The 13,174-nt window shown below is 60.2% G+C and carries 7 protein-coding genes; 2 read left to right on the plus strand and 5 right to left on the minus strand.

Annotation, left to right across the window (positions count from 1 at the left end):
• The first annotated feature begins 357 nt into the window (after window positions 1-357).
• On the plus strand, window positions 358-1,017 hold the full coding sequence (gene tenA, locus NW820_RS04485) for a thiaminase II (protein ID WP_011434003.1): 660 nt from the start codon (window positions 358-360) through the stop codon (window positions 1,015-1,017).
• On the opposite strand, the gene NW820_RS04490 is transcribed toward tenA, so the two are convergent.
• From NW820_RS04490 to rpoB, 4 genes are all read right to left on the minus strand, one after another.
• Complete coding sequence (locus NW820_RS04490; RefSeq protein ID WP_414351370.1) at window positions 1,014-1,736, minus strand: uracil-DNA glycosylase; 723 nt, start codon at window positions 1,734-1,736, stop codon at window positions 1,014-1,016. The two genes, tenA and NW820_RS04490, sit on opposite strands and share 4 nt — an antisense overlap.
• Entirely contained in the window at window positions 1,717-5,631 is a 3,915-nt protein-coding gene (locus NW820_RS04495) for a DNA-directed RNA polymerase subunit beta' (RefSeq protein ID WP_414406798.1), read from the minus strand. Before NW820_RS04495 ends, NW820_RS04490 begins: the two co-directional genes overlap by 20 nt.
• 53 nt (window positions 5,632-5,684) lie before the next feature.
• Window positions 5,685-7,568 carry a DNA-directed RNA polymerase subunit gamma gene (locus tag NW820_RS04500; protein ID WP_414406799.1) on the minus strand — a complete coding sequence of 628 codons (1,884 nt, stop codon included), beginning with the start codon at window positions 7,566-7,568 and terminating at the stop codon, window positions 5,685-5,687.
• Between the two features lie 115 nt (window positions 7,569-7,683).
• Window positions 7,684-11,103: a DNA-directed RNA polymerase subunit beta gene (rpoB, locus tag NW820_RS04505; RefSeq protein WP_414406800.1), complete on the minus strand. Its 3,420-nt coding sequence runs from the start codon at window positions 11,101-11,103 to the stop codon at window positions 7,684-7,686.
• 593 nt (window positions 11,104-11,696) lie between these two features.
• On the opposite strand from rpoB, the gene NW820_RS04510 reads away from it, so the two are divergent.
• Entirely contained in the window at window positions 11,697-12,410 is a 714-nt protein-coding gene (locus NW820_RS04510; RefSeq protein ID WP_414406801.1) for a heme oxygenase (biliverdin-producing), read from the plus strand.
• An 84-nt stretch (window positions 12,411-12,494) separates the two neighbouring features.
• On the opposite strand, the gene NW820_RS04515 is transcribed toward NW820_RS04510, so the two are convergent.
• Window positions 12,495-13,025 carry a pentapeptide repeat-containing protein gene (locus tag NW820_RS04515; RefSeq protein WP_414356737.1) on the minus strand — a complete coding sequence of 177 codons (531 nt, stop codon included), beginning with the start codon at window positions 13,023-13,025 and terminating at the stop codon, window positions 12,495-12,497.
• Between the last annotated feature and the right edge of the window lie 149 nt (window positions 13,026-13,174).

Consider the following 13,174-nt stretch of genomic DNA (forward strand, 5'->3'; position numbering starts at 1 on the left):
AAGCATGGGTTCCGCCCCCTCATGCCCGAAGCCTAATTGAGATTCAAAATGAAGAAAGCCTCAGCCCCAGCAGAGGTGCTGGCCCTGGTCAGGTCAATCACCAATCGAGTAAACTACCCGACACCAACCGCTAGGCGGTACGGAGCGGGCTTTTAGTAGCCCTGCAGTTAGCAAGCCAACCACGAGCCTCTGGGGTGGTTTACTGCACCCCCAATCGACCGTTACCAGTGCCTTAAAAAAAACCGTTTCTGGTGCCCGCAGTATTATTATAGCATTCCTCCCAACACTGACTTTATAGGTACAGTGCGGGGCTCCTGCAATTTCTAGCTGAAGACCAAACGCCGAGAGACGGTCGCCATGCCCCAGTCCTTTACAGCCCACCTTTGGCAAGCCATTCAGCCCATCTACAAGCAAATCCTCGATCACCCCTTCAACCGAGAGTTGGCAGCGGGCAGCCTATCGCGGCAGCGGTTCCAGTTTTACTTGCAGCAGGATGCTCTTTATCTCACCGACTTTGCCCGCGCCCTGGCCTTGATTGGAGCTCGTTCCGAAGGGGCTGAGCAGGTGGTGAGTTTCTTGAACTTTGCCCTGGGAGCCATTGTGGCCGAACGCAGCCTGCACGAAAGCTATTTTCGCCTCTACGACATTCAACCCGAAACAGCCTATGCCCCTGCCTGCTTCGCCTATACCCGTTTTTTGTTGGCTGCGGCGGCTGTGGATCCCTATGAGGTGGCCATTGCCGCTGTGCTGCCCTGCTTTTGGATCTACCGAGAGGTGGGATCCGCCATCTATCGCACCGCGCAGCCTGACAATCCCTACCAACAGTGGATCGACACCTACGCCGGGGAAGAATTTGCCCAAGTGGTGCAGCAGGCTTTGGACATCACCGACTCCGTCGCTCAGCAGGCTACAGAACCGCTGCGGGAAAAGATGAGGGCAGCTTTTGTCACTGCCTCCCGGTTGGAATGGCTGTTTTGGGACAGTGCCTATCGCCTCGAATCTTGGCAACCCGCCTAATCCTCAGCCGGTCGGGCTGGCTTACCAGACAGCAACTGCTGGGCTTGCGCGAAAACGGCATCCAACATCGGCTCCGTCAGCAGCCGTGTGGCCGTGTTGCGCCGGCTGGGATGGTAAGACGCCAGCAAATAGCGACCCTCTGCCAGGGGAATAACGCAGTTGTGGCCAAAGCGGGGACGGGGCCTGAGAGGTGGCAAGAGCGTCAGAGCGTGTTGGAAGGCAAAATGCCCCAACGTCAGGATCACCCGCACCTGGGTTAGCAGCTCCAGCTCTTGCTTCAGGTAGCCCAGGCAGGTCTTGGCTTCTATGGCGGTGGGGCGGTTCTCCGGGGGCACACAGCGCACCACTGCCGAGATGTAGCAATCCTGCAATTGCAGGCCATCCTCTCGGTGGGTAGAGGTGGGCTGATTGGCAAACCCGGCTCGGTACAGGGCGCGAAACAGCCAGTCCCCGCTGGGATCCCCGGTAAACACGCGCCCGGTGCGGTTGCCCCCATGGGCTGCCGGCGCCAACCCGATCACCCACAGCCGCGCCTGCGGATCCCCGAACCCTGGCACCGGTCGGCCCCAGTAGAGCTGGTCGCGAAAACGGGCCACCTTCTGAAGGGCGACTGACTCTCGCCAGGCCACCAAGCGGGGGCAGCGGCAGCAACTGACGATTTCAGTTTGCAAAGTGGCCCAATCCTGGAGACCCAGCGCCTCACTCCTCCTCGTCGTCATCCTCCTCTAGCTCGTCGAAGGCAGGGGTGGAATCGTCGATCAATTGATCATCTTCCAAGATCAAACGAGGCGGCAGCTCCGGCAACACCGCAGGCTCTTCCTCCTCTTCGTCAGGCTCCGGCTCGGCGGCAATCTCCTCGTAGGTGGTGAAGCCCGTGCCTGCCGGGATCAAGCGCCCGATGATTACGTTTTCCTTCAAGCCGCGCAGCCAGTCGGATTTGCCCTCAATGGCCGCCTCAGTCAGCACGCGGGTGGTTTCCTGGAAGCTGGCCGCTGAGATGAAGCTGTCGGTATTCAAGCTGGCCTTGGTGATCCCCAGCAGGACGGGCGTGTATTTGGCCGGCGCTCCTCCAGTAATGGCCATGGTGGCATTGATCTGCTGGATTTCCCGCAACTCCACCAGCTCCCCCGGCAACAGGATGGTGTCGCCACCATCATCCACCCGCACCTTGGAGGTCATCTGGCGCACCACGATCTCGATGTGTTTGTCGGAGATCTCCACCCCCTGGGAGCGGTAGACGTTCTGCACTTCGTTGACAAAGAAGCGCTGCACCTCCCGCAGAGCCAACCGTGCGGCTTGGTCATCTCCCAAGGTTTGGCGATGGTACTCGTAGTAGATCTCCAAGAGGTCGTGGGGGTTGGCAGGGCCATCGGTTAGGGGATCCCCCACCCCCACCGGCTGTCCATCTACCACGATCAAGCTCTGCCCCGGCAGCACAGGATAGTCTCTAACCGTGCCATCGGCTTCGATGACCTTGAGATCTGGCTCTTCTCCCCGCCAGCTCAGTTGAACGGTGCCGGGCCGCTTGGCCAGAACACACATTTCCTTGGGCTTGCGGGCCTCCAGCAGCTCCTCAATCCGTGGCAGACCCTGGATGATGTCCCCTGTCTTGGCCCGCTCGAACACCAAGAGGGCCAGAGAATCCCCCCGCTGCACCAGATCGCCATTCCGTACCTGCAGAATGGCACCCGCAGAAACCAAGTAGGGCCGCGCCATCCGCAACAGGACTTGGCCGTCCGTTATCTGCATCACCTGTCCCGACTGTGGAGAAGGGATCCCGGGAGCAAGCTCGTCCCCAGCCCGCACCAGCGCCCCCACTTCCACATTGGCTGGGCCCGTCAGGGGCACCTGCACCAGATCGTCGTCGGTAATCACCAGCACCCGCCGTACCACCTCCGCTCCCTCGCGGATCCCTTGGACGATCCCGGCCTTTTTGGCTTGGATTTCGGTGCGGGCGATAACATCTCCGCTGGCGATGGAGTCTCCTTCCTTCACCAACAGCCGCGTGTGGGTACTCCCCTGCGTCAGATCCGCTTCCACGTCGCGGCGCAGCAACAGGGTTTCCAGAATCACCAGTTGCAGGCGGCGAATATCTGGATCCTTCTCATCTTGGATCAGCTCGATATCGGCCTTCAGTTGTGGGGCGTCGGTATCGATTTCCAGCACCAGTTGGGTGCGCAGGAGCTCTACAGGGCCTACCGACTTCACCCGCTCCCCATCTTTGAAGGGAACCCGCTGCACCGCCCGCAGACGAATGGAGCGACCGGACTCGCTGGTGGACTCTTGAGTGGGCACCAAGGGCCGGTCGGGGATCTCGTACTCCTGCACCGGACGCAGCAGCAAGCCTGGGCCTTCGGGAGTTTCCACGTGTTCCAGGTAGACCAGTCGGTCGGGAACGATGCTGCTGAGCACCGGTTGCCCTGGCTGGATTAGGGTGCCACTTTTCACTTCCAAGTCGGCGGGGTTGTCCACCAGATGCAGGGATCCCGGCTTGATGACAATCTCCCGCAGAATGTCGTTCTTCTGGATGACTTCGACAACACCGGCATTCTGGCAAAAGATGTCTTTCACCACCTCAGTGCCTGCTTCCACATACTGGCCATCGTCCACGTTCAGCAGGGAGATGTCCTTGTTCACCTCGTGGGTCTCTTCTGGGATCCACAGCAGGGTGCCGCCCTGGATGACTTCGTAACCTTGCTTGGCCTTGCCGCGCCGTGCCACCTCAATGCCGGCGAACTTCACCAAGCCTCCCGTCTGACTGCGGAAGTGGTTGTCGATCAGCTCCGCCACCACCTCATCGTTGCCCACTTTGGTGCCCGGAGTAGCCTTGAGAACAAAGGTCTGCCCACTGGAAGTGTCCAGCAAAAATTGTTCCCGCCCCTGGTGGGATTCCACCCGTACCCGTGCTTCCCGCAACACCACCGAAGCGTTGATGATCTCCACCTCGCGCCCACTTCTGGTGTCGCTGCGCTCCGGTAGCCGCACAATGCCGCCATGCTCCGTCACCAGCGAGGTTTCGGCGATCACATCCCCCGCCTGCACCCGATCCCCGTTTTTCACCACCGGCTCGGCCCCCGGAGGCAGGTTGTACACCTGTCCAGACATCACCCAGATCAATCCCTGCCGCTGGGCAGTGTAGGTGGTGTTACCCTGGCGGTCAGTCTTCTCCTCGATGGGCAGATCGGCAAAGCGAATTTCTCCAGCCAGGTCGGCCACCACCTCTTTCTGGGCTTTCTCGGTGCTCTTACGGCTGGCCTTGGCCAGGGACACCTCTGCAATCAACTGATCCCGCTGCACCTGGGCTCCGTCCCGCACCAGCAGGGTGGATCCCTGGGTCATGTCGAAGGACTCCCGTTGCCCGTCTGGGCCTTCCAAGATGATTTGGTTGTTTACCTCCACTTGTAGAGCATCGTCGCCGTGGCGGGTACGGAAGGGGCGGGTGCGCAGATTTTTCGGGAACCGCACCACACCCGCAAAGGGGGCGCGAATTTGGCGGGCCACCTCCCCTGTAAACACGCCTCCCGTGTGGAAGGTGCGCATGGTCAACTGGGTGCCCGGCTCCCCAATCGATTGGGCGGCGATGATCCCGACCGCTTCCCCCAGATCCACCAAGCGGGAATGGGCCAAGCTCCAGCCGTAGCACATCCGGCACACGGAGCGGTTGGCCTCACAGGTGAGGGGAGAACGCACCATCACCTGGCGGATGCCGGCCTCCACAATCGTCTTGGCCAGGTCGTGATCCACCTCTTGGTTGCGACGGGCAAGCACCACCTGGGTTTCTGGGTGCACCACGTCGCGCGCCAGCACTCGGCCCACCAAGCGCTCCTCCAAAGACACCACCACCTTGTCCCCATCCATCAGGTATTCCAGGAGAATGCCCTGGTCGGTGCCGCAGTCGGATTCCCGCACGATCACATCCTGAGACACATCCACCAAGCGGCGGGTGAGGTAGCCAGAGTCGGCGGTGCGCAGGGCCGTATCCACCAAGCCCTTGCGGGCCCCATAGGAAGAGATGATGTACTCGGTAACGGTCAGGCCCTCGCGGAAATTGGTTTTGATGGGCAAATCGATGATCTCCCCCTGGGGGTTGGCCATCAGGCCGCGCATGCCCACCAACTGCCGTACCTGGGAGACGTTCCCCCTTGCCCCCGAGTTGGCCATCATGTAGACGGAGTTGAGGGGATCGTTCTGGCGGAAGTTGCTGAGCATCTCCTCCTTGATCTGGTCGTTGATCTGGTTCCAGGTGTCGATCACCTTTTGGTAGCGCTCCACCTCTGTGATTTCCCCGCGGGTGTAGCGCTCGGTGGCCGCCTCGATCTCGGCTTCCGCTTGTGCCAACAACTGCCGCTTGCTGGGGGGAACGCGCAGGTCTTCAACGCTGATGGAGACGGCTGCCTGGGTGGCGTATTTGAAGCCCAGGGTCTTCAGAGCATCCGCCATCTGAGCGGTGCGGGCTGTGCCGTAGCGGGCAAAAGACCAGGCAATCAGGTTACGCAGCTCTTTTTTGCCAATTTGATAGTTGCGAAAGGGCACAGGGGGCAAAGGGGCGTCGGCTTTGTTGCCGTCGGCAGCCTGCCGCGACAGGCCAGCGGAAAATCGTCCTTTTTCGCTCATGATGCCTCGCTAGAGAGAAGGGGAGAGAAGAGCCGTCCTACGGCAGAGGGTAACTACGCAGACAAAATATCCTGCACGGTCTTGTTAAAAATGATCCGGCCCGGCGTGGTGCGAATGTACTGGCTGATCACGTTGCCGTTTTGATCTTCGCGGATACGGCGGTAGTTGGTGATCTTGAGGCGGATGCCGCCCGCTTCTTCGATGATTTGCGGCTCGGACTCTTTTTCGCCCTTGCCCAACTCCATCGGGCCGTGGTAGCGCACCCAGACCTTGCTGTGCAGGCCGATGGCGCCGCGGTCGTAGGCGATGAGAGCATCTTCCAAGCTGGCGAAGAAGCGATCGCCAATATCTGGCGCGTGGGGGTTGTCCGCCGTCAGGTAGTAGCACCCCAACACCATATCTTGGCTGGGGGTGATGATGGGAGCGCCGGTGGCCGGGGAGAGGATGTTGTTGGTGGCCAGCATCAGCAGGCGAGCTTCCGCCTGAGCTTCCAGAGAAAGGGGCACATGCACAGCCATCTGGTCGCCGTCGAAGTCGGCGTTGAAAGCAGGGCAGACCAAGGGGTGAAGTTGAATCGCCCTTCCCTCCACCAGGATTGGCTCAAAAGCTTGGATCCCCAGGCGGTGCAGGGTGGGGGCACGGTTGAGCAAGACGGGGTGGCCGTCGATCACCTCTTCCAGCACATCCCAAATCTGTGGGTCATTGCTCTGGATCATCTTTTTGGCAGCCTTGATGTTGTTGACAATGCCCCGCTTGATCAATTTGTGGATGACAAAGGGCTGGAACAGCTCGATGGCCATCTCTTTGGGCAGGCCACACTGGTGCATGCGCAGGTTGGGCCCCACCACGATCACCGAACGCCCGGAGTAGTCCACCCGTTTGCCCAACAGGTTTTGCCGGAAGCGCCCCTGTTTGCCCTCGATGATGTCGGAGAGGGACTTGAGGGGACGGTTGTTGGCCCCCGCCACTACGCGCCCCCGCCGACCGTTGTCGATCAGCGCGTCCACCGCCTCCTGGAGCATGCGCTTTTCGTTGCGCACAATGATCTCCGGCGCCATGATCTCCTGCAGCCGGGCCAGGCGGTTGTTGCGGTTGATCACACGACGGTAGAGATCGTTGAGGTCGCTGGTGGCAAAGCGGCCCCCATCCAACTGCACCATGGGGCGCAGATCCGGCGGGATCACCGGCAGCACCCGCAACACCATCCACTCCGGACGGGATCCGGTGGCAATGAAGTTGTCGATCACCCGCAGCCGCTTGATCAGGCGCGCCCGCTTTTGGCCGCGAGCAGTGGTGATCTCCTCCCGCAGTTGCTCCGCCTCTTTTTCCAGGTCGATATCCTTGAGCAGGCGCTCGATGGCCTCTGCCCCAATCATGGCCCAGTTCTCCGGCAGTTGCAGTTCGGATCCCTCCTCGTACATCTGATCTTCGATCTCGAGGAATTGATCCTCCGTCAGCAGTTGTTTGTAGGAGAGATTCTGGGCATTGCCCGGATCCACCACTACGTAGGCGTTGAAGTATACCACCTGCTCCACATCCCGCAGCGGCATATCCAACAGGGTGGCGATGTGGCTGGGGATCCCTTTCAAATACCAAACGTGGGTGACCGGAGCGGCCAACTTGATGTAGCCCATGCGGTGGCGGCGCACCCGCGACTCGGTCACCTCCACCCCACAGCGCTCGCAGACGATCCCCCGATGCCGTACTCGCTTGTACTTACCGCAGTGGCATTCCCAGTCTTTGGCCGGCCCAAAGATGCGCTCACAGAAAAGACCATCCATCTCCGGCTTGAGGGTGCGGTAATTGATGGTCTCGGGCTTGGTGACTTCCCCCACCACTTGACCATTCGGCAGGGTGCGCTGGCCCCACTCCATGATCCGTTCTGGAGAAGCCAAGCCGATTTTGACATAGTCAAAGCGTTGCTCTGTTTTGGCCATCGCCGTTTTCCTCCTGGCTTGCTGAACCCAAAGGAGAGGGAAGCCCCACCCTCCTTCGTGGGTTGAAGGGGATCCCCGTCACGTTCGCGTCAGGGGTGGGGAGCGCTCTCAACCCTCAAAAGTCCTCTTCCTCCTCCTCGTCCTCATCTTCCTCAAGGCTGCGGCTGGCATTCGCGTCAGCGGTGCGGAGCACTCTGGTAAAGGCGGGTGATGGCGAGAGATCCTCAGCCGTAACCGATTCATAGGTGGGTCGAGAGGGAGTGTGACGGTTGGAAGTATCGGCCATCAGATCCACTTCCACATCGTGGGTTTGCCCTTCGCTGTCCACCTCCACCTTGTGTACAGACACATCTAGGCAGAGGGACTGCAACTCCCGTACCAGCACCTTGAAGGACTCCGGCGTGCCGGGTCGAGGGATCGGCTTGCCCTTGACAATGGCGTTGAGAGCCTCGTTGCGCCCCACCATGTCGTCGGACTTGACGGTGAGCAACTCCTGCAGGATGTAGGCTGCCCCAAACGCCTCCAAAGCCCACACCTCCATCTCCCCAAAGCGCTGGCCGCCCTGCTGCGCCTTGCCCCCCAGCGGTTGCTGGGTCACCAAAGAATAGGGGCCGGTGGAGCGGGCATGGATCTTGTCATCCACCAAGTGCACCAGCTTCAGCATGTAGGCGCGGCCCACCGTAACGGGCTGGTCGAAGGGCTCCCCGGTGCGACCATCAAACACCTGGATTTTGCCGCAGTACCTGCCTTCCGGGTTGAAGATCCAGTCCTTGCCGGTCTTCTCTCGGGCTTCCCTCAGCTTGGCCTCCACCGTCAGACGGGAGGCTTCTAAACCGTGCATCTCATCAAAGGGCATCAGCTTGAAGCGCACTCCCAGATGTTCTGCTGCCCAGCCCAGCAGGCACTCGTACACTTGGCCCACGTTCATCCGGGAAGGCACCCCCAAGGGGTTGAGCACCACATCCACCGGTGTGCCGTCCGCTAGGTAGGGCATGTCCTCAATCGGCAAGATGCGGGAGATGATGCCTTTGTTGCCGTGACGGCCCGCGATCTTGTCCCCCACCTGGATTTTGCGCTTGAGGGCAATGTAGACCCGCACCACCATGTTGGCGCCGGGAGGCAGCTCATCCCCCTGTTCGCGGGTAAAGATGCGTACATCCACCACCCGACCGCGCTCGCCGTTGGGCACCCGCAGCGAGTTGTCCCGCACATCCCGAGCCTTTTCCCCGAAAATGGCCCGCAATAGCCGCTCTTCTGGGGGCTGATCCGACTCCCCTTTGGGGGTGACTTTGCCCACCAAAATGTCGCCGGCCTCCACCCAAGCCCCAATGCGCACAATGCCGTTCTCATCCAGGTCCCGCAGGGCATCTTCCCCCACGTTGGGGATTTCGCGGGTAATCTCCTCAGGGCCCAGTTTGGTTTGCCGGGCCTCGATCTCGTGCTTCTCGATGTGTACCGAGGTAAAGACATCGTCGTAGACCAGCCGCTCGCTGATCAAGATGGCATCTTCGTAGTTGTAGCCCTCCCAGGGCATGTAGGCCACCAACACGTTTTGGCCCAAAGCCAACTCGCCCCCTTCGGTCGCCGGGCCATCCGCCAGCACCTGGCCAGCCACCACCCGATCCCCCGTATAGACAAGGGGACGCTGGTTGAGGCAGGTGTCTTGGTTGGAGCGCTGGTATTTCTGCAGGCGATAGACAATTGGATCCCTGCCGTCGTCTGGCCGCACCACGATTTCGTCGGCAGAGACATAGGTCACCACGCCATTGGTGCGCGACACCACCACCATGCCGGAGTCGCGTGCCGCCTGGGCTTCCAGGCCAGTGCCCACATAGGGCCGATCCGGCTTGAGCAGGGGCACCGCCTGCCGCTGCATGTTTGCTCCCATCAAGGCACGGTTGGCGTCATCGTGCTCCAGGAAGGGGATCAAGGAGGTGGCCACCGAGATGACCTGCACCGGCGCCACTTGGACGTAGTGCACTTCTGTGGGGTGGGCGGTGGTGAACTCTTGGCGGTAGCGCACCGGCACCAAGTCGGCAGTGATGCGGCCCTCGGCATCCACCGGCACATCCCCCGGGGCCACGCGGTACTCGTCCTCTTCGTCAGCGGTGAGGTAGACCATGCCCAGATCTTTGCGCACCACGCCGTTCTCGACCCGGTAATAGGGGCTTTCGATAAAGCCGTACTGGTTGACGCGGGCGTGGGTGGCCAGGGATCCAATCAACCCGGCGTTGGGGCCTTCTGGAGTTTCGATGGGGCAGATGCGGCCGTAGTGGCTGGGGTGGATATCCCGCACCGCAAAGCCGGCCCGTTCCCGACTTAGGCCGCCGGGGCCCAGGGCAGATAACCGGCGCTTGTGGGTCAGCTCCGCCAGGGGATTGGTCTGATCCATGAACTGGGAGAGCTGGCTGGAGCCGAAGAACTCCTTAATGGCCGCCACCAAGGGTTTGGGGTTGACCAAAGAGGCCGGGGTGAGGTTTTCCGACTCGGAGACTGTCATCCGTTCTCGGATGATCCGCTCCAGGCGATTCAGGCCCACCCGCACCTGGTTTTGCAGCAGCTCGCCCACGGAGCGCACGCGGCGGTTGCCCAGGTGGTCGATGTCGTCCACATGGCCGATGTCGTACTCCAAATTGATCAGGTAGTCGATGACGGCCAAAATGTCGGTGACGGTAAGCACCCGCACACTTTCGGCTACGTTCAAATTTAACTTTTTGTTCAGCTTGTAGCGCCCTACCCGGCCCAAATCGTAGCGTTTGGGGTCGAAGAAGCGGGATTCCAGCAACTGCTGGCCACCCGATACGGTGGGGGGTTCCCCGGGCCGCAACTTGCGGTACAGCTCCATTAGGGCTTCTTCTTCGGTGTAGGGCCCCTCTTTCTCCATGGTTTTCTGGAAGAATTCGGGGTGGCGCAGGTTGTCGTAAATCTCGGAGTCGCTCAGGCCCAAGGCTTTCAGCAGAACTGCCGCCGAGAGCTTGCGGGTTTTGTCGATGCGCACCCACACCAGGCCGTTTTTGTCGGTCTCGAACTTCAGCCAGGCACCGCGGTTGGGGATGAGGCTGGCGCTGTAGGTGCGACGCCCGTTTTTGTCCAGCTCCGATTTGTAATAGACGCCGGGGCTGCGCACAATTTGGTTGACGATCACCCGCTCGGCGCCGTTGATGATGAAGGTGCCCCGATCCGTCATCAAGGGCAGTTCGCCGATGAAGACGTCCATGTCTTTGATCTCGCCGGTCTCTTTGTTGATCAGGCGAGTGGGCACCCGGATCTGCGCTTGGTAGGTGGCATCCCGCCGCTTGGCCTCCTCAGGGTCGTAGCGGGGGCGGTTGATCTTGTACCCTTTGGAGGGATCCCCAGGGCGATATTCGGGCAGGAAATGCAGTTCCAGCTTGCCGGTGTAATCGATGATGGGGGAAAAGCTGAGAAGCTCCTCTTCAAACCCTTCTCGCAAAAACCACAAGAAACTCTCCCGCTGAATCTCCACCAGGTCAGGAAAGGTAGGAGCGACAGGGGATGGCACTGCTAATTGTGTCATGCGTTGCTCGGGAGGGGTCGCGCTGCAGTCAGGCCTTCCATTATAGAAACCCCGCCAACGATCGTCAACGAACGTTACAAAGGTCGAGGGGCTGTCCGGATCCCTTGAGGGCTCACTTGGAAAATCTCGGCAAAACCGCTGGGGATCCCCTTTTGGCTGCCGGGGCAGGGGCGGTTGCCGCCATGCCTTAAGGATTGTTCACATCCATTCACACTCAGGCAGATTATTCTAATCTTTGACCGTTTTTACGGATCATCCGCTGCTCCAGCTCGGATTTCCGGTCGACCGTGGGGATCGGAGGGGTGGTTCTGACAGGCTCAGCCGGTCGCCAGGGTGGACGCGGCGCCGGTCTTTGTCGCTTTTGAGATGCACGCTGTTGATGCAGGCTAGGGGGCAAGACGCGGAGCCATCAATCATGAGAAAGGATCGGGAATGGGTTTACAAAGCTTCTCAGGCTGGGGGAACCTCGGGATGGCTTGCGGGTGATCTGCGGGTGATCTAATGAAGCACAGTTTGTTGGCGAGGAGGGTTTTGTGAGTCAAAGTCAGAACAATCAGAATAAAAAAAGTGATCTGTATAACCGGGACCACAGCTTGTCGGCCCAGTTGCGAGAGGGCACCAAGCAGTCCCACACCATGGCCGAGAACATGGCCTTTATCAAGTGTTTCCTGAAGGGAGTGGTGGATAAACGGGCCTACAGCCGCTACGTGGGCAATTTCTACTTTGTCTACAGTGCTCTGGAAGAGGGCTTTGCCCAACTGCGAGAGCACCCGCTGGTGGGCCGGTTCTACTACCCGGAGCTGTGGCGCAAGACCAGCCTGGAGAAGGACTTGAATTATTTTATCGGCCCCAATTGGCGCGCTGTGGTCAAGCCCTCCCCTGCCTGCCAGGTCTATGTCAACCGCATCCGAGAAGTGGTGGAAAAAGATCCGCTTCTGCTGATCGCTCACGCCTACACCCGCTACATCGGTGACTTGTCGGGTGGCCAAATCCTCAAAAACATCGCCCGCCGGGCCATGGGCTTGCCGCAGGGGGAAGGAACGGCCTTCTACGATTTCGAGCAGATCCCTCATGAGGGCAAATTCAAGCAGCGCTACCGCGCCCAGCTGGATGCGTTGGGGCTGGATCAAGCCACCATCGACCGCATTGTGGCAGAGGCCAACTATGCCTTCAAGCTGAACATGGATCTGTTTAGGGAGTTGGAGGGCAATTGGCTGTTGTCGATGGCCCGCTTGGCCTGGAACTCTCTGCTCAGCCAGTTTCAACGCAAGCCCACCCGTTCTGAGGCAGCCGCTCCCAGCTCCTAAAATCCGGATTCCAGAGGGCAGTGAGGCGATGGGTTCTGCTGCCTATCTCCCCTCTCCCTCTGGGAGAAGAGCCGGGGGTGAGGATCAGTCACATTCAAGAGTGTCGCGGGTGGCCCGACCGGTTACAGGGTTAACGCCGGTGGCCCGTTCACAGAGGATGGAGAGGGCGTCTTGGCGTATTAAGGCATTGGTGAAATCGGCCCCATCAATTTGGATCCCTTCGACTCGGGCCAGCCACATCATGCTGTCCTGCAGTTGCGCTTCTCGCAGATCCGCACCCTGTAAGTTGGCCATGTCCAAAGTGGCCCCCCGCAGGTCGGCCCCGCGCAAGTTGGCTTTGCTGAGATTGGCCCCGAATAGGTTTGCCCCTGCCGCCTTCACGTGGCTGAGATCGCTTTGGCGCAGGTTGGCCTTGAGAAACTTCCAGCCGCTCAGGTCTTGCCCTGCAAAGCTCACCCCCTGCAGATCTCGTTTGGTGTAGTCCTCTGCCTGGGCCGGGGATCCCAGCGGAGTAACCCCCAGGCAGAGTATCAGCCCGCAAAGCACCATCCCCCGCAGGAAACGGCTCAGCCAAGACCGCCTCGCCAGAACCGAAGCCAGCCAAGCAACAGACATCGTGGATCCCTCCCTCAAGGAAACCTCCATGGCTTGGGAATTGCTTCTGGTTTTATCTTACCGGATGGAGATCCCGCCGGCAGATTGGGCTATCATGAACTACCCCACCGCATAGGCGGATGGGGTTTCTGATGCCCCATCCCCTTGAC

Source organism: Synechococcus sp. R55.7 (assembly GCF_047461955.1).
GTDB lineage: Bacteria > Cyanobacteriota > Cyanobacteriia > Thermostichales > Thermostichaceae > Thermostichus.

Coding starts and splice junctions, on each gene's coding strand:
- NW820_RS04500 (WP_414406799.1), bottom strand. CDS start 7,568: ATGGCCAAAACAGAGCAACGCTTTGACTATGTCAAAATCGGCTTGGCT.
- NW820_RS04490 (WP_414351370.1), bottom strand. CDS start 1,736: ATGACGACGAGGAGGAGTGAGGCGCTGGGTCTCCAGGATTGGGCCACT.
- NW820_RS04495 (WP_414406798.1), bottom strand. CDS start 5,631: ATGAGCGAAAAAGGACGATTTTCCGCTGGCCTGTCGCGGCAGGCTGCC.
- tenA (WP_011434003.1), top strand. CDS start 358: ATGCCCCAGTCCTTTACAGCCCACCTTTGGCAAGCCATTCAGCCCATC.
- NW820_RS04515 (WP_414356737.1), bottom strand. CDS start 13,025: ATGTCTGTTGCTTGGCTGGCTTCGGTTCTGGCGAGGCGGTCTTGGCTG.
- rpoB (WP_414406800.1), bottom strand. CDS start 11,103: ATGACACAATTAGCAGTGCCATCCCCTGTCGCTCCTACCTTTCCTGAC.